The sequence below is a fragment of the Citrobacter sp. TBCS-15 genome (genome assembly GCF_005280815.1).
Classification (GTDB): domain Bacteria; phylum Pseudomonadota; class Gammaproteobacteria; order Enterobacterales; family Enterobacteriaceae; genus Citrobacter; species Citrobacter werkmanii.
Map to the genome: position 1 here is coordinate 410,473 of NZ_SZWK01000292.1, position 22,479 is coordinate 432,951.

General features: G+C 52.2%; 14 protein-coding genes. 4 read left to right on the forward strand and 10 right to left on the reverse strand.

Annotated elements, in window-relative coordinates; all coding sequences use genetic code 11:
* Positions 1–126: 126 nt before the first annotated feature.
* From FDW96_RS19590 to FDW96_RS19600, 3 genes are all read right to left on the reverse strand, one after another.
* Positions 127–9,465 (reverse strand): autotransporter outer membrane beta-barrel domain-containing protein, encoded by a 9,339-nt coding sequence (locus FDW96_RS19590; RefSeq protein WP_137366160.1) that lies wholly within the window; start codon positions 9,463–9,465, stop codon positions 127–129.
* A gap of 196 nt (positions 9,466–9,661) precedes the next feature.
* Positions 9,662–10,240: a LuxR C-terminal-related transcriptional regulator gene (locus tag FDW96_RS19595; protein WP_137366161.1), complete on the reverse strand. Its 579-nt coding sequence runs from the start codon at positions 10,238–10,240 to the stop codon at positions 9,662–9,664.
* 617 nt (positions 10,241–10,857) lie between these two features.
* Positions 10,858–12,033, reverse strand: coding sequence for a DnaJ family molecular chaperone (locus FDW96_RS19600; RefSeq protein ID WP_061381621.1), 1,176 nt, complete (start codon positions 12,031–12,033; stop codon positions 10,858–10,860).
* Between the two features lie 293 nt (positions 12,034–12,326).
* Here FDW96_RS19600 and pheP point away from each other — a divergent pair, with 293 nt between their 5' ends.
* Positions 12,327–13,721 (forward strand): phenylalanine transporter, encoded by a 1,395-nt coding sequence (gene pheP, locus FDW96_RS19605; RefSeq protein WP_094301016.1) that lies wholly within the window; start codon positions 12,327–12,329, stop codon positions 13,719–13,721.
* 54 nt (positions 13,722–13,775) lie between these two features.
* Here pheP and FDW96_RS19610 read toward each other — a convergent pair whose 3' ends face one another.
* Together FDW96_RS19610 and FDW96_RS19615 are read right to left on the reverse strand one after the other, a co-directional pair.
* Entirely contained in the window at positions 13,776–15,020 is a 1,245-nt protein-coding gene (locus tag FDW96_RS19610) for a mechanosensitive ion channel family protein (RefSeq protein WP_042309900.1), read from the reverse strand.
* A 71-nt stretch (positions 15,021–15,091) separates the two neighbouring features.
* Entirely contained in the window at positions 15,092–16,531 is a 1,440-nt protein-coding gene (locus FDW96_RS19615) for an MFS transporter (protein ID WP_212732926.1), read from the reverse strand.
* 107 nt (positions 16,532–16,638) lie between these two features.
* Between FDW96_RS19615 and FDW96_RS19620 the strand changes: the two genes are divergently transcribed.
* Positions 16,639–17,502: a helix-turn-helix transcriptional regulator gene (locus FDW96_RS19620; protein WP_079225085.1), complete on the forward strand. Its 864-nt coding sequence runs from the start codon at positions 16,639–16,641 to the stop codon at positions 17,500–17,502.
* 46 nt (positions 17,503–17,548) lie between these two features.
* Here FDW96_RS19620 and nfsB read toward each other — a convergent pair whose 3' ends face one another.
* The 3 genes from nfsB to FDW96_RS19635 form a co-directional block, all read right to left on the reverse strand.
* Positions 17,549–18,202 (reverse strand): oxygen-insensitive NAD(P)H nitroreductase, encoded by a 654-nt coding sequence (gene nfsB / locus FDW96_RS19625; protein ID WP_137366162.1) that lies wholly within the window; start codon positions 18,200–18,202, stop codon positions 17,549–17,551.
* A gap of 118 nt (positions 18,203–18,320) precedes the next feature.
* Positions 18,321–18,689: an MmcQ/YjbR family DNA-binding protein gene (locus FDW96_RS19630; protein WP_137366163.1), complete on the reverse strand. Its 369-nt coding sequence runs from the start codon at positions 18,687–18,689 to the stop codon at positions 18,321–18,323.
* Positions 18,689–19,270 carry a TetR/AcrR family transcriptional regulator gene (locus FDW96_RS19635; protein ID WP_061381627.1) on the reverse strand — a complete coding sequence of 194 codons (582 nt, stop codon included), beginning with the start codon at positions 19,268–19,270 and terminating at the stop codon, positions 18,689–18,691. The genes FDW96_RS19630 and FDW96_RS19635 overlap by 1 nt, the downstream gene beginning before the upstream one ends.
* A gap of 190 nt (positions 19,271–19,460) precedes the next feature.
* Between FDW96_RS19635 and FDW96_RS19640 the strand changes: the two genes are divergently transcribed.
* Both FDW96_RS19640 and FDW96_RS19645 read left to right on the forward strand, forming a co-directional pair.
* Positions 19,461–20,573, forward strand: coding sequence for an MBL fold metallo-hydrolase (locus tag FDW96_RS19640; RefSeq protein WP_137366164.1), 1,113 nt, complete (start codon positions 19,461–19,463; stop codon positions 20,571–20,573).
* 17 nt (positions 20,574–20,590) lie between these two features.
* Positions 20,591–20,932, forward strand: a complete 342-nt coding sequence (locus FDW96_RS19645; RefSeq protein WP_042310172.1) for a RamA family antibiotic efflux transcriptional regulator — start codon at positions 20,591–20,593, stop codon at positions 20,930–20,932.
* Positions 20,933–20,953: 21 nt separating this feature from the next.
* Here FDW96_RS19645 and FDW96_RS19650 read toward each other — a convergent pair whose 3' ends face one another.
* Together FDW96_RS19650 and FDW96_RS19655 are read right to left on the reverse strand one after the other, a co-directional pair.
* The gene (locus tag FDW96_RS19650) at positions 20,954–21,202 is read right to left on the reverse strand and encodes a DUF1158 domain-containing protein (RefSeq protein ID WP_079225076.1); all 249 of its coding nucleotides are present in this window, start codon (positions 21,200–21,202) and stop codon (positions 20,954–20,956) included.
* A gap of 66 nt (positions 21,203–21,268) precedes the next feature.
* Positions 21,269–22,387 carry a YbdK family carboxylate-amine ligase gene (locus FDW96_RS19655; protein WP_137366165.1) on the reverse strand — a complete coding sequence of 373 codons (1,119 nt, stop codon included), beginning with the start codon at positions 22,385–22,387 and terminating at the stop codon, positions 21,269–21,271.
* Positions 22,388–22,479: the final 92 nt, after the last annotated feature.

A 22,479-nucleotide genomic window follows, 5' to 3' on the forward strand; every position in this document is an offset into this window, starting at 1 on the left:
CCCAACCCCTTGATTGTTCAGCGTTGTTGGTAAGCCCGTAGGGCCGATAAGCGTAGCGCATCAGACAGCCCTGAAAGGCAAAAAAAAGCCCCCTGCAGAACAGAGGGCTGGTGAGTTTATGACTGCTTAGAACGATTTCTTAAAGCCAATGGAAGCATTAATCGGGGCTTCAACTTGCGACTTACTACCACCGTTGCTGAATTGCGTACCCAGTTCACCGTAGACCTGCACGTTTCTGTCGATTGACCAGGACAGACCGGCCGCAACTTCAGTGCTGGAGTACTGCTGTGAGGATTCCAGCGTGGTGGTGGCGACCGCATTGCTAAAGTGCGTTTTGTCTTTTGAACCCAGACCCTGCCAAACGTTAACCCTGCCGTACGGCTGGAATTTGCCATGGTTGGTGTCATAGTCGGCAACCAGACGTACGCCCAGACGGGCGGTAAAGGAATCTGCGGTGTCCATTTTCACTTTCGTTTGGGTCACACCGTCAAGCCGACCATTATCAAAATCGCTGTATTGGTAGATCAACTGAGCCTGAGGTTCCAGACTCCAGGCGCTTGAACCCAGACGGAACGATTTACCCATCTCCGTTGACGCCGTCAGCGTGTTGCCTTTGACGGTATAAGAACCGTTGTTCCCGGTCGCCGCCAGGCGAGATTTATGGTTACCGTACTGCAGGACGTTATCAACATACATCCCATCGCCCGAGAACCAGGTGGCGTAACCGCCGACGTAAAACGCATTGTCATCGATGTTACCGCCTTTGCCGTCGCTGCCTGTCTTCGTGCCTTTCACGTTGCTGTCGATGTCAAGGATGCTGGTATACATCCCGGCTTTCCAGCTTTCGTTAGCATACATGTCAACGCCGACCTGAATACCCATGGTATGGGTGCTGGTTTGTGTCCCGGCCGCATCGTCCAGTTTGGTTTTACCGGAGTAACCAAGCATTCTCGCCCAGGCGCGATTATCTTCGTCAATACCCGGTTTAACCTCGTCGCCCATACGTTGGTGCATGTTACCCAGCAGGCTGATGTCGCCCTGACGCACAACGCTGGCAAGGCCAGAATACAGCATAGTTTCTGGACGATATTCGCTTCTCAGATACCAGTTTTCCCCCTGACCCTGAGCATTGCCCGCATGCAGTTGGTACTCAAACGCGCCTGCTGCCATACGATCGGCGGCAAGATGGAAGGCGTCACGCGACGTTTGCGCGGTGGTGGTTGCGCCATTGAGCGCCGTAACGACTTCGATACCATCACCGACGGTCGGCGCGCCGAGGCCAGAACCATCAACGTCCAGCAGCGTACTCCCGCTGGCTTTACCGCCATCAATAATCAGACGGTCGGCAATGCCTGCACCGCTACCATTCTGAATGGCCGCCATGTTGATGGTCCCTTTTTCGCCGATGTAATCCCCTTTGACGGTTAACGTTGCGCCAGTCTGCTGGCCGATGAGCGAGACATCACCGCCGTTGCTCAGGCCCGCGACTGTCTGGTTGTATCCCTGCGTGTTCAACATGGTGTCAGCGACAACGTAGTGGTGTGACGCACTACTCAGGGTGTTGGTGTTACCCGCCCGCAGTACGCCGTTGGCAATTAACGTTGCGCCGCTGTAGCTGTTTTCACCTTGCAGTTCCGTAATACCGCTGCCGGTTTGGTGCAACTGGCCTTTACCGCTGATATTGCCCGCTAACGCCAGGGTATCCGCGCGATCAACCTTGAGTACGCCGTTATCAACGATATCTCCCTGAATGCTGCCAATGTTACCGCCATTACCCAACTGTAAAACACCTTGTTCGATGGTAGTGCCCCCGGTGTAGGTATTATCCAGCGTCAGGGTGAGGGAGCCTTTACCGGTTTTGGTCAGATGACCATTACCTTCGACTTCCGTCAGCAGGGAAACGTTATGTCCGTTGGTATTGAATGTCCCGCCACCGGATTCCAGCGTCACCTGACGGGCGGTATCAAATGCTTCGCCATACTTCAGCGTACCGCCGTTGAAGGTAATACCCGTCTCTGGCGCGCCAAGGTTGGTATCACCCGCCACCTGCAACGTACCTGAGGTGATAGTGGTTCCACCGCTGTAGGTGTTGTCGCCAGTGAGGATCAGCGTCCCGAGATCGCCTTTATTCAGGCCGCCGGTACCGCGGATCACGCTGTCGATAGTTGCGGTGTAGTTTGCGCCGTCTACCGTGCCATCGCCGACGCGAATCAGCGTGTTCGCCGTGTCGGTGGTAATGGCCTCACCACCCACGCGATAGCCATCGGTGGCGAACTGTGCGCCGCTGATGATGACGTCGCCTTTGCTGTTATCGACGGTGACGTTGCCAGCTTCACCCTGGAAGACAGCGAAGGCGGCATCGGTAAACGGTGCGTTCAGCGCGCCTTCTGGCGTTGATTCATCCGTGGTCCAGTTGTCGTTACCCTGGCTGGATTGCCAGATACCGTCGCCGCCGTTGATGACGCCGTTGTTTTTCAGCTCGCCATTCTCACCGCCGGTGCCGTCCCAGAAGCGCAGCGTCAGTCCGGCATGGTTGACCAGGTTAACCTGGTTGTTAACCGAGGTTTGCACGTACAGGCTGTCTGCGGCTTCCGGCGCGTTGGCAATGTCCATCACATTGTTGGTCAAGGTGCCGGTGTAGTTGATGACGCGGTAAACGCCCACGTCAAAGCTGCCGCCCGGAGATGTCTCGATATTGAGCTTACCGTCGAGCGTCAAGTCGCCATTCACATCAATCAGGTCGTTGAAGGCCCCGCCTGGGGTATAAGCCTGACCAAACTGGTAATCCAGTTGGGCGTTATCACTCAGCGTCAGTGAACCGGTGGTCAGTTTACCCACGCTGTTGATGGCAGCACCAGCTGTAATATGAGCGTCGTCCAGCACGTCAACCGCGCCGCCGATAATACCGTTACCGCCGAGCGTCGCGCCGGATTTAACCGTTACCTGACCGGTCGCGGCGGACTGGTTGCCGTTGACCAGCAGCACGCCTTTATTGACGTCCGTGGTACCGGTGTAAGTGTTATCGCCTGTCAGCGTTAACGTACCGTCACCGATTTTCACCAGGCTGCCGTCGTTACCGCTGATAATGCCGCTGATGGTGTCATCAAGATGCAGATTCCCCAGCGACAATGTTTTATTGCCCAGTTCGACATTCCCCGCGCCGGACAACGAGCCGATAGACGTTGCGCTGTCGACCGCGCTGATATCGACCTTACCGCCCGCCAGGTTCTTAACGACGGTATTTTCAGCCATCGCCTGGTCGGCAAAGGTCATCAGTCCACTATTGTTCACGCTGGCATTGCCGCCGCTGGCATTATCTTCCAGAGCCAACGTACTGTCTTTTGCCACGTTAACCGTCGCGTTGCCTGCAGTGGCGTTGTCGGTTAACAGCGCTTTTGCTGCGCCCGTCAGGTTCAGTTTGGCGCTTGCGGCGGTGACGTTATCCGCCAGCGTTAACAGGCTGTCGGCGATGTTCATGGTCAGGGATTGCAGACTGGTATCTGTCCCGCTGACATTGAGCGTCGCCCCCTTATTGACGTTCACGGTGCTGCTTTCATTGCTACCAAAGGCTCCGGTTTTGCTGACGTTGACCGTGACATTGTTGGCATTACCCGTCCCGGCAATTTCGGTATCGCCTTTGTAGCTGTTGGCGCGATCGAGTGACAAGGTGCTGCCCGCATCGCTTGAGCTGCTGGTGACTTTCAGTTTACCGTCGCCGGTAATCTCACCGGCTGGCGTGAAGTGGTGCGAATTGAGGTCAAACACCGCCGCGTTATCACTCGTTCCCAGCTCAATAGTGCGATTGCTGGTCAGGTCTGCGCCCATCTGCAGGGTGGAGCCGTTGTTAATAACCAGATCGGTTCCGCTTTGGCCGAGGTTGCTGTCAGAGGAAATCTGCAACGTACCGCCATCAATGCGCGTGCCGCCGCGATACTCGTTATCACCGCTGAGGATCAGACGACCAAGGTCGGTTTTCACCAGCGTCAGTTTGTCAGTCGTGCTGGCTTCGCGGATCACGGACTCAATGGCCGCGGTATAGTTTTGACCCGCGCCACCGGCACCAACGCGCAGCAGCAGTTCACCGGTGCCTGGCGTCTGGCCTGCATGGGTCGCGTTTTCTGTGGTGGCATACGCGTTAAGCGCATCACCTTTAACCACATAGCCATCGGCGTCAAACTGTGCCCCGGAGAAATTAACTTCGCCCGCGGCGTTATCCACGGTAACGGTTCCGCCTTTGGTGGTGAAGACGGCAAAGGATTTTTGCGCCCAGGGGGCGTTACCTTCACCGGTTGCCGTGGTCCAGTTGTTATCTCCCTGGCTGCCGATCGCCATCCATTTGCCATCGCCGCCGTCAATTTTGCTGTTGCCTTCAATGCCCGACGCGCCATGGCTCTGGTTGACGGTTGCGCCGTCCCAGAACTGCAGGGTAACGCCGTTGGCATTCACCAGGTTGACCTGTTTGTCGATAGAGGTCTGGACAAAAATATTACTTTTATCCTGGCTGTCTGGTATTGCGCCCAGCTCCAGCGTCTGGTTATTCAGCGTGCCGCCGTAGTTATAGATACGATATACGCCCGGTCCGAAGTTACCGCCCTGTGAAGTGGTAACATCCAGGGTTCCGTCAAGTTGCAGATCGCCTGCGACGTTGACCAGATCGTTTAATGCACCGCCTGGCGTATAAGCGTTGCCCAGTTCGAAAGCGGAGGTCGTTTTGCTGCCAAGCTGCAGATTACCGTTAATGGTGAGCGTACCTGCACCGCCATCACCCGCGCTGAGGGTGGTGGCATCGTTCATCAATACATTGCCGCCGATAATGCCATTCCCGCCAAGTGTGGAGGTGCCGCTGACGGTAGTTGCGCCGCGCGCCGCGCTTTGATCGCCATTCACCAGCAGTGTACCGTTGGTGACGGTGGTGTCGCCGGTATAGGTGTTATTGCCGTTCAGGCGGGTAATGCCGCCGCCGATTTGTTGCAGTGCGCCGATGCCCGAAATCACCCCGTTGAGCAGGACGTTGTTGGCGCGGTTGATCGCCAGCATGCCGTTGTCGATGATGTCAGACACGGCGCTGACTTCGCCTGCATTTCCGCCGTCACCCAACTGCAGCGTACCGGTTTGATCAATGGTGGTAGAGCCGGTGTAGGTGTTGTTGGCGGTAAACACCGTGGTACCGCCCGCCGCACGTTCAAATTTCCCGTCGCCGCTGATGATACCGCGATAGATTTGCGCCGCTGATGCATCCCCCTGGGTGTCGAAGATAACCCGACTGCCTGCGCCCTGGGTCGTCACATCGTAATCGCCAATGCTGGCGGCAGTACTGGTCGGCTCAACGTGATCGCCGGTGCGCAGCGTTGCGCCATTATTTACGGCAATGGTTTTACTCGCCAGACTCAGGTTTTCAACGACGCGGACATCCGCGTTTGATCCGCTGATGGTCAGTGAATCCCAGCCGGAGCCAATGTTGGTGCCGGTATTCAGGTTGTCGCTGGCAAGCGTGCCAATCTTCGCATCTTTCGTATTGGTGAAGGTGAGGGCATTGCCCGTACCCGCAGCGGTAATGATGTGGCGCGTTTTATCCAGTATTACATTGCCGATGTTGGCTTTATTGTTGCCGCCAGTGCCAGCGAAATTCACTTCACCCGCATAGGAACCGCTACGCCAGTTGAAGGTGTCCCTGCCTTCGCCGGTATTGATGACACCGCTGGTGATACCGCCGCTGATATCAATGGTGTCATTTCCCTTGCCCGATTGAATCGCCACTGCCGTGTCGTTGATGGCCTGAAGGGTACCGGTATTGGTGATTTTTTTCTTGCTGTCGCCGCTGGCGTCAATCACCGGTGAAGTCGTACTGGCAGAAATAATCTTCCCGCTGTTGGTTAATGCGCTGACGTTTTTAGCGATGATCGCAGAACCGCCCGCGCTGTCATGTACGTTGATATCGGCACTGGTCGTGACCTGGCCATCCGTGTTGGCGCGGATACCGCTGCCTTCGCTGTTTAGCACCTCAACGGTATAGCCTTTGCCGATTTTCAGATCGTCCGTCACCGCGTCGCCATTGCGTTGCTCAAAGGCGAAACCGGTACCTTTCCCGTTGACGTTGAGGATGTTGTTCAGTCCATCGTTCATGGTCAGCGCGACGCTGGTGCGGATCCCTGGACCATCGTTGGAATCGATGGTGACATCACGCAGCGTGATATTGGTGTTGTTGGCATCGTTTTGAATACCGGCACCAGTACCCTCAGCGCGAATCATCACGCTTTGCGCGGCCAGTGCGCCAGCGCCCTCGGCCAGACGAATACCGTCAGCAGATCCATTGGTGGTAATGCTGTCGCCAGTTTTACCGTTGATCAGCAGACTGGCCCCCTGGGTCAGCAGAACGCCAGCAGTACCATCATCAACCTGAATTTTGCCCAGCTTACTAATCTGCGCGTTAGAGCCTGAGGCGCGTACGCCGATGCCGTTGCTGACATGCAGGGCGCTGGAGGAGTTATTGGTTAAGTTCCCGCCTTGTTGCACATCAACGCCGATGCTGTCGACGCTGGCCAGATCGATAATCGATTTGGTATCGAGGAGCAGGTTGCCCAGATTTCTCGCCACATAGGCGATAACCTTGTTGCCGCTGGCTTCAGAGGTGATCTTCGCGTTAGAGGTGAGGGTCGTGTTTGTAGCATTCCCCTGCGTGTTGCCATTCAACTGATGCGCCTGACCATCCACCACCCCGGCAATGGTGCTTTCACCGGTTAAATTGATGGTAGTTTTATCGCTGATGGTACCGTTGGCGCCGCCTTCGATGACCAACGCTGCGGAGTTGGTGCCCTTAACGGTAAACGTCGCTTCCCCGGTATCTACGCTGCTGCCTGTGCCGGTGGCGAGAACGCCAACAGAATTGTTACCGCTAAGCGTCAGATTCAGGTCAGAAGTGGACTGATCTTTCGGGTTAGTCGTATTACCGGCCAACAATGCGCCATTGGCGATACGGAAAATAGTGGTGCGATCCTGACCATTGTCATTCATCACTGCCTGCCCAATATTGGCGGTCGCACCTTTACCATACAGGTAATAACCAATCTGATCGGTGTTGTTGAACACCGGGCTACTCAGACTATCGACGTTAGCGATGGCATTATCACGCACGTGTACGCCGATATTACCGGCCTGATTCAGGGTGATACCAGAATAGACATTGACCGTTGCCTGACCGTTGGCGCCGCCTTCCGCCCAAATAGCATAGTTTCGGTTACCGACGCCGCCGTCACCGTCTACTACGATAGAACCAGAAGCGCTGGTGGTGACTTCGGCGTTTTTCTTATTGGCGCTGACGTGGATCCCGACGTTATTGTTGCCATTAACGTTAATCTTGCCGTCATTTCTAATGATCTGACCATTCTCTGCGCCACTGTCACGCACAGTGATGCCGTAGTTCTTGCTGGTGCCTCCACGATCATCGCCATTGATTGTGATAGTGCCGGTATTCAGCACATTACCTGTTGCATTGCCGATCAGGATCCCGGCGGCGTTACGTATGCCGACGCCAAGGGTGATGAGACCGTTGTTAATCACCTCTTTGGCGCTTTTGGTCATGATACCGGCGCTTGGGCTGGCACCGCCTGGCAATACGGCATCCAGGGAGGAATTATTCGCATCGCGGCCAAGGTATATCGTTGCATCTTTGGCGTTGGTAAATGTGGCGTTGTCGGCGACTTCCACGCCAAAGGCGGTGCCATTACCAAAGGACTTCTTGTTTTTGCGTCCGTCGACGATATTGATATCGCCGTTATTCGTGCCCTGCGCGTCGTTAGACAGCTGCATACCAATGGCCAGCGTCAGCGAAGTTTCGGGATCGTCTTTACTCCAGGGGTCGGCAGCAGAAGCGGTACCGAAGTTATCGGTAGTAATCGCCTGGTTGATGGTGCCTTCGTTGATAATGACGCTGGCGCCTTGCCCCTGCATACCAAATGCACCGTAGCTGTTGACGTTTTGGTTACCGTCTTTATCAATAAACAGCCCGGAGTTGATGGTTCCGTGGTTGGTTGCCGTTGCATCTTTCGCCAGCATGCCAATTGCCAGGCTTTGCCCGGTAGAGGTACGCAATGCGTTCAGTTCGCCCAGGTTAGTGATAACCCCGCCGTCAATGGCTTTCATAACGCCATTAATACTGCCGTCTACGGCGATCATCGCGTCTTTGTTCAACGTACCGGCGGTACCTGCGCCGTTGGCATAGATAGCGTGCAGCTCACCGCGATCGGCGGTTGTGTTATTGCTGTGCGACTCGCCATCGGTCCAGACGTCGTAATCCCAGGAGATAACATCAGATGACTTACCTGAGGTCAGTAAGTCATCAATCAGCTCAGCATACTTCGCTTGTGCGGCGGAGACGGTTGTGATTTGACTGTCTTCAACATCCAGCCACAACTGGATCTGACTGACTTTTTGTCCATCCGGTTTTTGCGCGGCATCATCGCTTTCGCCTAACAACCAGCTATTGAACTCAGCCAGTTCCGCAGCCGTGGTAATTGAGAACGTTTTTTCCCCCGTTTCGATAACCTCGCCAGCGTCGTTATAGCCATACGTCATCAGCGTTACATCGCCGCCAAATACGGAGGTTGTCCTGGAACCGTTAAACGTTTTGGTCGGAATAACGGGGGCGGCGTTAAATTTGATGTAGTTATCGGATTGCCAGTTCACCTGGCTGTTGGCGCCTTGCGCTTCCAGCAGTGAGGAATCTTTAGCCAGTAATTCGATGGTATTGGCTTTGTCACGCACATGAAGCGTATCGTTGCCAATATTCAGATTGGCCGTGGCGCCATTGGTCGCCAACGCGATGCCAAATTGCTTATAGATTTGCGTTTGTTGCGGATCATACGTATTTAAAACAGCATCGCCGATTTGTGATTCAGTGATAAACCCGGCTAACGCGCTGGTATCAAAAACTTTAATGGTTTCTGGCTCTCCAGGAAGCGCCGGATCAAAAATATCAAAATCCGTGCTTTGCGAAGGTTTCGCTGATTGGGTATGAGTCAGGTATTCTGCCAGCTCTTCCTCCGTGGAGATTGTTTTTACGCTCTGGTCAGGGCTGGTAGCCTTAAGCGTGATTTTGCCGGTTTGCAGCAGCTCACGGATAGTCGTTGACTCAACAACGCCGCTTTGGCCTGGGGTAATCGTCGGGATCGCGCCGCTGATATTGAGCGCCTGACCAGTGGTATTATCTTCATATAAGAAGCCGTAGTTATGAATTCCCTCATAAACGCCAGCGGAAATTCCTCGCTGGTAGTCAGTAGAAATATTATGATCGCCGGTATCAATAATCGGATCAGCCGAGGCCATCATCGACGCTCCGCTTAATGCGCCAGCCGCCAGTACGGCGACAGTTTTACGCGAGCTGCTTTTTTTCTTACCTTTAGTTAATTCAGACACGACCACCCAGATACCGAGCGCCGCGTTCCAAATAATGCTGTAAACTTTGTTCATATATAACCCTCGTCTACATTCCTGTTATGTATGTGTTAATACGTTGAGTTGTTGGCTATGGTTGGCCCGCGGACGCGTTACCCGGTATGGTGATTTTGGGCAAATAGGGTTCCCTTCCGAGCTATGCGGAATTAAAAAATGAGCCGAAAGGACAGCTTTAAATAATAACCGTGATAATTGTCCTTAAATAAGTCAGTTATGGCTGGCTATAGTGGGAAATGGTGTACTTGAGCTGGGTGTTATTTTTACCGAGCTTTCTGGCAATGTTGCTTTTGTACGCCCCGATGGTTTTTTCACTTTTTTGTGATGCCCCGGCGATTTGTGCCAGTGACCAACCCCGGGCAAGCATCATCATCACATTGAATTCGTTTGCGGTGATTTTTGTGTGCAGTGCTTTGATATTATTTTGTTTTTTATTCTGTATGATACGTGTAACGGCATGCAGCAGCCGATCAAGACTGGCATCTTGATCGAGTAATTGCATATTCTTCCCGCAAACGGTTTGAAAAAGAGAAAAGGTGGCTTCATCTGCCAAAACAATAATCTTTGTGGCAGGGCGGATAGCCATGCTGCGGATAATTCTGGCATATTTTAAAAAATCTGATTTGTCAGGATTAATAATGATGTAATCTGTATCATCTGGCAGAAACTTGACTGCTGAAAACGTCTGAGAGGAGTGGTACGTGATATCAATATATAAGGATGAACCACGTAGAATTTCTCGCATGCCTAGCCAGGGATAAAGTGAGTCACCCAAAAAAATAGCCTTAGACATTACGATCTCCTTGAAATTTTAATGCAAGCGGTCGCCTCTTTTTTCTGGCTGAAAAAAGAGTTTCTTGCGACGCGTGGAATGTTAATTAAATCTCGTATAACGTTCTTTGGTTTGAACGTATCCTTATTTATTGCCAATTCAACAGATATTTTCTGTATTTATTTGAAGCATTAACTATTCTGAAAGTAGATATTACACTTTGTTAAAATTTAAGATAAATCGTTTATATCACCTCTGAGCAGATGATTGATAGATTTCGCTTATGAATCACCATAAGAATGAGCCCACCTTTTCCATAAAGGCAGGATATTCCTGGGCTTATTGACGGCGATTTATTTAAAAATGATTATATTTCAAAGGAATGCTCGCTTGTGATGATGGACTGGTTGGTGGGTAGGAGAATTCTTAATTAAGATTAGGAAGAAGGGGCGGGTGGGAACAGTGAAGATGGAAATATCGCCAAATTTACATTAAGCATCTAAAAATGTTTGAATTTAAGGCTATTTAGCCAATTAAATAAACATTTATAGTTTTTTATTCTGAGTTGATCTTTTTGTGCTTTATTTGAGCATGTTGCTTGCCGTTGTCATTTTATCTGCTTACTTCGCTGCTAGCGCTCAGCCCGCTAACAGCTCCTGCTCGACCTGTTGCACCTGTTGTTCCAGTGAGTTGCGGATTTCCGTCAGCGCCCGTTGCTGGTCAGAGAAGTAAGCCTCTTTATCGGTCACGGAGGAAGCAAGGCGCCAGGCGTTTTCAGCCTCTAGTTCGGTAATCTCTTTCAGCAGTGCGTTAATTTGTTCTCTGAGCTGCTGTATTTTGCTGCGTAAATGCTGCAGATCGTTCAATCGGTCACTCGCCATCATCGGTTCGAGACCACTTTGTAACTGGGTCAGTAACGCCCGTACGGCGGCAAGGTCGGCATTTTGGCGCGCCTGGTTAAGCTGCACCATCATCTGATGCGCTTTCTCTTTCAGATCATCCGCCACCACGTCCGGGTGGCAAAGACGACTGGCCTGCCGCCACAGGCGTTTTAGCTCGTTACGTTCATCGGCAGAAAGTCGTTGGTCGCGAGTAAAACGATGCTGTGCGTCCTGCTGCTGCTCCTGATATTCATCATATTCATGACTGGCCTCTTCTTGTGCCTGGCGAGTCGCGCTGTCGTCCTGGCGAGAAAAGTCGTTTTCCAGCTCACGAATCTCCGCCAGCAGGGCGGTGATCAGCTCCGTTTGTTGCTGAATGCGTTGCCGGGTTTCGACAGATTCGCGCGAATCTGAGTGCTGGTTCATCCATTGCTGCTTGAGTCTGGCCAACTGCTCAACGGCCTGGGAAATATAGTGCTGACAGGATTGATAGTCTTTTTCCCGGCGCTTTCGCTCCGCTTCCTGTTTACGTTGGGCGCTGACGGCCAGTTGCTTACGCAGCTCAAGGATGCGGCTCATCAGCGGCCCAAGACGAAGATGGTATAGATCGTTGAAATCATCGAGGATTTGAATGCGCGTGTTGCGCTTATCAATCAGGTCACGCAGTTGTGTTTCAAGCGCTTTCAGTTCGAGTTTACTCGCCGCAATCGCAGGATCCTGCCACGTAGAGACCGCTCTCTGAGATTGCAGCCAGGCCGTGATTTCACGCAGAGCATCGCTAAAGCGCCGGGCTTCGATCGCCTGCACGATGGTGTCTGGCACGACTGACAAAGGCTCATTTTTCAGATGCGCCACCTGCTGAAAAATAATCTCCTCATCTTCCAGTTCAATAGCGCTTTTGACGATTTCCAGTCGTTTGATGATCTTATTCATGACAGTCGTTGCCTGGCCTGACTCAAAAACGAATGGCTTAAATACAACAGGCCCACCCGTTTGAAAATGTTAGAAAAACAGTAAGGTGCATTCTGTGGCCTGCAATACCTTTTCGTCCAGAATAATTCACTGTAATTATGAAAAGCGTGAACTCTGGTAAGGAGCCCACCCATGAAAAATAACAACTGCTCAGGCATCGCTGACAACCATGATGTTAAACGATTGCGCCTTGCGGCAACCAGGTTGAAATGTTAAAAGAAGCCCCTTCAATAAAAACGACACAGGGGAAGGGCGTGAAAAACGCGTCAACTGCATCTGGCACCAGCGTGCCTGATGCCGCGTCGACGAATGAGCCGACGCTTCAGCGGGGGTTGCAAAACCGCCATATTCAGTTAATTGCGCTGGGCGGCGCAATTGGAACCGGCCTGTTTTTGGGCATTGGACCGGCCATTCAGATGGCGGGGCCTGCGGTGTTACTGGGTTACGGCGTAGCCGGAATCATCGCTTTTTTGATTATGCGTCAACTGGGCGAAATGGTGGTGGAAGAACCCGTTTCCGGATCGTTTGCCCATTTTGCCTATAAATACTGGGGACCTTTTGCTGGCTTTTTGTCCGGCTGGAACTACTGGGTGATGTTTGTGCTGGTTGGCATGGCGGAGCTGACAGCGGCCGGCATCTACATGCAGTACTGGCTGCCCGATGTCCCCACCTGGATTTGGGCTGCCGCTTTCTTTGTGATCATCAATGCCGTCAATCTGGTTAACGTACGTCTGTATGGCGAAACGGAATTCTGGTTTGCGCTGATTAAAGTGCTGGCCATTATCGGCATGATTGGCTTTGGCATCTGGATGCTGTTTTCCGGTAACGGCGGGGAACATGCGAGCATCGATAATCTCTGGCGTTACAACGGCTTTTTTGCCACTGGCTGGAATGGATTGATCCTCTCGCTGGCGGTGATTATGTTCTCATTTGGCGGGCTGGAATTGATAGGGATCACCGCCGCGGAAGCGCAGGATCCACAGAAAAGTATTCCGAAAGCGGTAAACCAGGTGGTGTACCGTATTCTGCTGTTTTATATCGGTTCTCTGGTGGTGCTGCTGGCCTTGTATCCGTGGGTGGAAGTGAAATCGAATAGCAGCCCGTTCGTGATGATTTTCCATAATCTTGACAGTAATGTGGTGGCTTCTGCGCTGAACTTTGTCATTCTGGTGGCTTCGCTGTCGGTCTATAACAGCGGGGTTTACTCGAACAGCCGGATGTTGTTTGGTTTGTCCGTTCAGGGAAATGCGCCGAAGTTTTTAACCCGCGTCAGTCGCCGTGGCGTACCGGTGAACTCATTGATTTTGTCCGGCGCGATTACGTCACTGGTGGTGTTGATCAACTATGTGCTGCCGCAAAAAGCGTTCAGTCTGTTGATGGCGCTGGTTGTCGCGACGCTGCTATTAAACTGGATTATGATTTGTCTGGCGCATTTGCGATTCCGCGCGGCGATGCGCCGCAAAGGACGTGATACGCAGTTCAAAGCGCTGCTTTATCCGGCCGGAAACTATCTGTGCATTGCCTTCCTCGGCATGATTCTGGTGCTGATGTGCACCATGGATGATATGCGCCTGTCCGCTATTCTGCTGCCGATATGGATCCTGTTCCTGTTTGTTGCCTTCAAACTGCTGCGCCGCAAATCCCGCTAATATCTGACCGATCTCATCCTGGTGATGAGATCGGTCACTGCTTCTCATTGCCGATTAACGCTGAAAGATCCCTGACAATGCGCGAATATCATTTCCGGTAGGCGACTGATGAATGCGTAAGCCAAACTCTTCGATCACTGCAAATATATGGTCGAAGATATCAGCCTGAATACTTTCATATTCCAGCCAGACTACCGTATTAGTAAAAGCATAAATTTCGATCGGTAAACCGTGATCGTCCGGCGCAAGCTGGCGTACCATTAACGTCATATCTTTGCGAATCCGCGGATGGTGACGTAAATATTCGTTCAGATAGGCACGGAAAGTGCCAATATTGGTCATCCGGCGGTGATTCAATACCGATTCAGGCGCATCCAATAGCTGATTCCACTCGTCAATTTCCTGATGACGCGTAGTTAAATACGGCTTTAGCAGGTGTGCTTTATGCAGTCGCTGGCGTTCATCTTCGTCAAGAAAATGAATGCTGGTGGCATCAATGCTGATGCTGCGTTTAATGCGTCGACCACCGGAAGCTGACATCCCACTCCAGTTTTTAAAAGAGTCCGATACCAGTGACCAGGTGGGAATAGTGGTGATGGTGTTATCCCAGTTGCGCACTTTTACGGTGGTTAAACCAATATCGATAACCGCACCGTCTGCGCCGTATTTCGGCATTTCCAGCCAGTCGCCCAGTTTGAGCATATCGTTCGCTGAAAGCTGGATCCCAGCCACCAGACCGAGGATTGGATCTTTAAATACCAGCATTAAGACGGCGGCCATCGCGCCCAGGCCGCTTATCAGTATTGCCGGAGACTGACCAATCAGCAGGGAAATCATCAAAATCCCAACGATAATTGCGCCAATCAGTTTGATTCCCTGGAATATACCTTTCAACGGTAGCTGAGATGCGGCAGGGAGTTTTTGCGACAGATTGAGAATAACGTCCAGCAGGGAGAAGAGGGACAGCAGGGCGTACATCATGATCCACAGCTGTGCGCAGGTCACTAATATCTCTGCAGCTTCGCTGCCTTTTTGTAACCACAGCGCGGCCTGAATGTTGACAATGATACCCTGCAGGGTGAATGCCAGTCGGTGAAATAACTTATTCTGCGTGATGATTTGTAGCCACAGACGGGAGCTGGCGTTCGCGCGCTTTTCAAATGCGCGCAGCACCACCCAGTGCAAAATAACGTGAACAATAATGGCGGTGAGAAAAATAATGCCAAAAATCATCACCAGCGAGGTGGTGTGGTTTATTTCAATGCCGAGTTCTTCTACCTGAGATATCAATTCCTGCATAAGGTCTCCTTAATAAACAGCGGCCTATGATGACCGCTGTCGGGAGCTTATGCAAATTACGCTCGTCTTGCCTACGATTTTGCGGCGATGCTGGCGCACACCGGATTGATATTCAGCGTGCGGCGAAATAAAAGGGTAGTCAGTAACAGCACGGTCATCATTGTGGCTTCGACGGCTAAAAAACCGATAACCGAGCGCGTGTAATCGCCATGGTAATGTTGCTGCAGATGCAGGAACAGCGCCCCCAACACGGCGGGACCGAGTCCTAATGTTGCCTGCTGCAATGTACTCAGAATGGTGGTTCCGGCGCCCGCATCGTGCGTGGCGATATCGCGCATACCGATGCGATAAAAACTGTTCACAATCAGCGCCTGACCATAGCCGATAAACGCTGTAGCTGGAACGAGCGTAATGGCCGAGGTGCGCATGCCTGAATACCAGAAGGTCATCATTAACCCCATTAAGCCAGCGATCTGAATAACCAGCCCAGTGAGCAGAATACGCCCCGTACTATAGCGGGCAATTAATCCCGGGGCGTAACATGCAGAGATAAAATAGGCTGCGCCAAGCGCAATAAAGCTATTGCCGGATTCCCACGGGGCCATACCGAGACCGGCCTGTAAGGTTAACGCCATGCAGAACATAAATCCTGACCAGGCGCTAAAAAACAGTAATGCGATTAGCACGCCGAACCGGATGCTGCTGAGTTTTAACAGGCGTGGCGGTAAGAGAGGATGTTGCCCGGTCTGTTCTTGTCGTAACGCATTGCTGCGCATCCACCATCCTAAAGGCAGAATAGCGACCAGTGCAGCCTGCGTCTGCCACGGCCAGCCGGTTTCCGGGCCTAATGCCATAGGAAACAGCAAACAACAGAGAATCACAGCCAGACTACTGGTGCCCAGCCAGTCGATGCGGGTTCGGGTTTCCCGGGTGGTTTCAGGGACATAGCGTTGGCTGAACATCAGGACTAACAGACAAATCGGGACATTAATAAAAAAAGCATTGCGCCAGCCCAGCCCTGCAATATCTGCCGAAACCAGCCAGCCCCCGCCCATTTGGCCGACAATAAACGCGATGCCGCCAATGCCTCCATACAAACTGATGGCCCGCGCATGTTCAGGACCTTTCAGCGTGACGTGCAGGGTGGCAAGGATCTGTGGCACGATCAGCGCCGCACCCGCACCTTGTAGAACGCGAGCACTCAGCAACATGTGAATGGAATTCGCCATCCCGCAAAAAAGGGAGGCGATGCCAAACAGTACGACGCCCGCCATAAACAGGCGGCGGCGACCATAGTTATCACCAAGTTTGCTGCCTAGCGCCAGACAAACGGCGAAAGTCACCCCGTACAAAGCGACAATAAGTTCAAGCTGCGTGGTAGTGGCCTGGAGCGACTGGGTAATGGAATCCAGAGCGACATTGGTAATTGATGTATCAATGAGCGGGAGCATTTGGCCTGTCAATAACAGGAGCAACCCTATGCGGCCGGGTGAAACAGTTGATGTACTCATAGTAACTCCATTGCATCATTTTGCAGATGGACGTAGCATCACTGAAAAATTAAACGGGTACCAGTTCCTGATTATACTGGTATTGTTACTACTATGCTGGAGAGTCCATGGCGGTAATAGCGCAACAGGAATCCGCGGTTATCCTCCCCGATGATAGCCGCAAGCAGCTTGGCGCGTTTTTACGTGCGCGACGGGAAAGCCTCGATCCGCAGCGTCTGGGTCTGCCGCGTATTGGGCGGCGAAGAACGCCCGGTCTGCGCCGCGAAGAGGTCGCGATGCTGGCTAACGTGGGCGTCACCTGGTACACCTGGCTGGAGCAGGGGCGAGAGGTCAATCCGTCGCAAGCGGTCTTGCTGAATGTGGCGAATGCGCTGCAATGCAGTCCGCTGGAAACCCGCCACCTGTTTGTGCTGGCCGGATTGACGCCACCGGAATCCACGCCGGTGATGGTGTGTGAAGGGATCACACCAGGCACCCGAAAAATGCTCGACAGTCTGATGCCGCAGCCCGCCAGTATTCAGAAACCCAGTTTTGACATCGTGGCCTGGAATGAGAGTTTTTGCCGGTTGATGGGCGTTGATTTTTCCACGCTCCCGAGCGAAGACCGCAACTGTATTTACCTCTATCTCACCAATGAAACCTGGCGTAGCCGTATAGCAAACTGCGATGTATTACCGACGTTTGTTTCTTATTTCCGTGCGGCAATGGCGGAACATCGCAGCGATCCTGTTTGGGAAAATAAACTGGCACGCTTTTTTGCCGCATCGTCTGAATTTGAAGCATTATGGCATCAGCGTTATGACGTTCGCGGTGTGGAAAATCAGGTCAAAAACTTTGTCCATCCGCAGCTAGGGCGTTTTAGCTTGCAGCAAATGTACTGGTATTCCGCCCCGCGTAATGGTTCGCGGCTGCTGGTTTATTTACCGATGGATGAAGCGGGGGAGCAGGCACTGGCGTGGCTGAATCAGTAGTGATACGCCCGATGGCAGTGATACTCATCGGGCGTGACGGAAAAAATCAGACTTCCGTCAGCGTTGTTTCCAGCGGCAGACGAGATTTCGGCAGCGCAGCGTTGAAATCTTCCACGCTGTGATGACCTACCGGGACCACGACCACGCTAGTGAAACCTTTTTCTTTCAGGCCAAACTCTGCGTCGAGAACGGCGGCATCAAAGCCTTCGATTGGCACCGCGTCCAGGCCCAACGCCGCAACGCCCAGCAGGAAGTTACCGACGTTCAGGTACACCTGTTTCGCCATCCAGTGGTTGTCATCTTTGAGATCTTTGCGGTGCAGGTCGGCAAAGAAAGTACGGCCTTTATGGTTAGCGGCTTTGGCTTCCGGGGTAGCGAAACGCCCATCGCACTCTTCTTGATCGACAACGCGCTCCAGCCACGCATCGTCCATCGACGTTTTGGCGCAGAACACCACAACGTGGGATGCATCCAGCATTTTACGCTCGTTGAATATAAAGCCACCGGCTGCGGATTTCGCCACGCGCGCTTTACCTTCGTCAGTGCTGGCAACGATAAAGTGCCACGGCTGAGAGTTGGTGCTGGACGGACTAAACTGCAGCAGCGTTTTTAATTTTTCGGCCTGCTCAGCGGTCAGTTTTTTATTCGGATCGAATGCCTTAGTGGAGTAACGTTTTAAGGCGACAGAAACAATATCCATAACTACTCCTGGTGATTTTCCTACCCTGCGGGTGCGTTTTGTTCCAGCAGGGTACAGGGTTAGCAGAAAAAAGATAAGACAGAAAAATGCAAAAACACTTATCGACGTTAACGATAAATCAGACAGGGCGCAGGTGCTTTTGCTCTCGTTTGGGTAGGCCATCCACTACCTGGTGCCATGAGTCATTCACCAGGTCCGTCAGCAATGACTCGGTAATGTCGTCGCCTGGATAGACTGAGATCCAGTGCTTTTTATTCATGTGATAACCGGGTTCAATGCTGGGGTAGATCTGTTGATTTAACAATGATTTTTGCGGTTCGGATTTCAGGTTAACCAGCGGGCGTCCGTGATGTTCAAACACCAGCATGAAAATCTTACCACCGACCTTGAACACGTCGTATTCCGGGCCAAAAGGCCAGCAGTGCTCGGTGAAAGGCAGTTCTAGCGCAAGGCGCTTTGCGCAGTCATGCAGTGTCTTTCCGTCCATTATTTTTCCTCGCGAGTCAGGGCGCGCCACATGGCTTCAAACCCCAGCGAAATGTATTCAGCTGCGCGGGCAGGATTGCGGGCAGCGAATTCCATGGTTGTTTCTGCAAGTGTTAAAAAAAGCCCGTCGCCAAAGGCGCGATACTCGTCCGACATAAATTCAGGTCGCACGGAGCGATGGCAAAGATCGCGCAGTTCCGGGAACATATCGTCAGCCTTCTGTTCTGTTTCTTTACTGATTTTCTCGCTGACGGCCAACTGGCGAATGGTGCGATGTCCGCAGGTATGATTCAGACCCCAGCTAATGTAGCTATTCCAGATGTAGTGAGTCATGGTTTTGGCATCGGTCACTGAGCGATCCAGATTTGCCATCATTGACTGGCAGAGATCATGTTTTAAAAAGAGGTAAAGTTCGTTGATCAAATCATCTTTGGTCGCGAAATAGCGAAACAACGTTCCCTCCGCAACCCCTGCATTGCGCGCGATTACGGCGGTAGAGGCCGCAATACCTGATTGTGCAAATGCTGTGGTTGCAGCTTCCAGTAATGCCAATTTTTTGTCTTCACTCTTCGGACGAGCCACTACACTTTACCCTTAAGTCTGTAAAAAACATGATTGAATCACGGCCTTTGCAGCACCGCAACGGCGAATGTCAAAGATTGAAAATCATCTTGACGGCGAACTTTCGATTTCTATAATGAGTGCTTACTCACTCATAATCAAGGGTCAGTCGCGCAAACCAGCGGAAAGGAGGCGCGTTTAAGGTCAGGATATGAAGCGTCTCACAGTTTGTGTGGTTGTTATTATGCTTATTGCCGCTGCTACAAGTTTACCGTTTGTACTCAATGCCGGATTTGGCCAGGCGCCGCAAGGGGCACAACTGAGTCAGGTTGAACAGTCGCCACACTATCGTGATGGACAGTTTCATAACCAGCTGCCGACACCGGGCTATACCGGTAACAAAGGTATGCTGGCGGCCTGGTGGGAGTTTCTGGTCGCTAAGCGTGAAAATGCGCGGCCAGCACAGCCGTTACCGTTGGTGGCGAGCGATCTCGCCGGGTTACCGCCGCAGCAGGATACTCTGGTCTGGCTGGGTCACTCTTCATGGTATTTGCAACTGGCGGGTCAACGCATCCTGCTTGATCCGGTGTTCAGCAACTATGCCGCGCCGTTTTCATTTCTGAATAAAGCCTTTGCCGGGGATTTTCCGTGGACCGCACAGACAATGCCGGAGATCGATCTGCTTATCATCTCGCACGATCACTATGACCATCTGGATCTCGCCACCATCAAGGCGTTAATGCCGAAGATTAAGCGGGTGATTACGCCGCTGGGTGTGGGGTCGCATTTGCGTTATTGGGGAATGCGCAGCGAGATAATCGACGAACGTGACTGGAATCAGTCCGTCAGAGTGACGGACTCACTGATTGTGCATGTTCTGCCAGCCCGCCATTTTTCGGGACGAGGCATTAAGCGTAATCAGACGCTATGGGCCAGCTTTATGTTTGAAACGCCGGAACAGAACATTTATTACAGCGGTGATTCCGGCTATGGACCGCATTTTAAAGCCATTGGCGAGCAGTTTGGCTCGGTTGATTTGGCGATTATGGAGAACGGTCAGTATGACCTGGACTGGAAGTTTATTCACATGATGCCGGAAGAGACGGCTCAGGCCGCGGCGGATCTGCATGCGAAAGCCGTTTTGCCTGGGCACGCAGGTCGTTTTGTTCTGGCGAAACATACCTGGGATGATCCGTACAAACGACTGGCGCTTGCAAGCCGCCAACAAGATTACCGACTGCTGACGCCGATGCTGGGTGAACCGGTCATACTGTCCGAACCGGACCAAACATTTGCGGCCTGGTGGCAGCAGGCGAATCAATGAACACAGGGGAGAGCATGATGACGATTTCTGCTCAGGTAATTGATACGATTGTTGAATGGATTGATGATAATTTGAATCAACCATTGCGCATTGATGATGTTGCCCGCCATGCGGGTTATTCAAAATGGCACCTACAGCGTCTTTTTATGCAGTACAAAGGCGAGAGCCTGGGGCGTTACATCCGCGAGCGTAAACTGCTGCTGGCGGCGCGCGATCTACGCGATACCGATCAGAAAGTGTACGACATCTGTTTGAAGTACGGATTTGATTCGCAGCAGACCTTTACGCGTATTTTTACCCGTACGTTTAGTCAACCGCCTGGCGCTTATCGCAAAGAAAATCATAGCCGAACGCATTAACGGCACCGGGTTCTCGCGGGCTTAATCCGCCAGCGAGAACCAGCGCCGCCAGATGTAGCGCAGCACAAAATACTCAATCACCCCCAGTAGTAAAAACCACAGGCAAAACAGCAACGTGTAAAACTGGTTGAGGTCCATCAGATGAAAAGTGGCAACCAGTTTTTGCGCCAGCACCAGGCCCAGTGAAGGGGCAGGCAAGAGCAGGCAGGACAGAAAAGCCAGCAGCAGGATCCCTGCGGCGGTCATCAGCGATTCAAGCGGGTGTCTCATGGTATTGTTAAACTTGAGTTAAAATACCATTGTCCGGGATCTCAGCGGGCAACGCAAATCCCCCGCCTAAAGCCCTGCCCAAATCTCACAGTGTTTTTTCACCAGGCCACTCAACGATCCGCCTTCCGCCACGAAATCACGCATATTCTGTGCTTCATCATAACCATTTTTAACCTGTAGGCGTAAGGCTTCAATCGCGCTGGTCGCACCCACTTTGTCCGCAGAGGCGGCGACATTCTCCAGCAGCCGTAGCGTGTCATCCGCCAGGCGATGTCCATCGCCCGTATTCACGTCGGTGACGATTCCCGCCATACCAAAACGGCAGGCCTGAAAACGGTTGAATTTATACAGTAAATAATCCTGTTCCTGGTGTTTGAATGGACGTTTGGTGAGTAACCAGTGGGCGGTGGACTGAATCAGTCCCGCCATATTGACCGCGTGTTTAAGTGTCAGCGGAGTGTCCATTACCCGAACCTCAACCGTACCGAAGTGCGGGCTGGGGCGGATATCCCAGTGCAAATCTTTAATGCTATCAATCATGCTGGTGTAAGCCAGGCGACGAAATAGTCCCGTAAATTCCGGCCAATTATTCACCCATGGCATCGGACCGTTATCGGGAAATCCGGAGAATATATTCAGGCGCGAGCAGGCAAATTGCGTGTCGGATGTCTGCATATAAGGTGAGGCGGCAGAGAGCGCAATAAAATGAGGAACAAATCGCGACAGCCCGTGCAGGAGGTAAATGGCATCATCACCGTTGGCGCAGCCAACATGGACGTGTTGACCGAAAACGGTCGCCTGCTGAATAAGATAACCAAAATTTTCCAGATTACGTCGATAGCGTTCGTCATCGCAGACTTCCTGACGTTGCCATTTTTGAAATGGGTGCGTACCACCGCCGCAGATGGCGAGGTGATGATCTGCCGCAACCCGCATGATTATCTGCTGCATGGCCGACAATTCAGCATCAGCCTGGTCGATATTGCGACAAACTCCGGTTGCCATCTCCAGCATACTTTCGGTGATGTCGTGCTTCACCTCCCCGGCGGTAAGCTGCGGCTTAATGGCGTCAATCAGCCGGGAAGAATCCTGGCTCAGGTCGTAACCTGGGGGATTAACCACCTGCATTTCCAGTTCAATGCCTAACGTAAAAGGGTCGGAAACATGAAAATCGGGTAGTGACATAGGGTTCTCTTCAGCGTTGATTTTAATTAAGTATAGAAGGGCGGCTGATTTTCTGTTCGGCGTAAGAAATCATGGCATGACGCTTTGAAGGC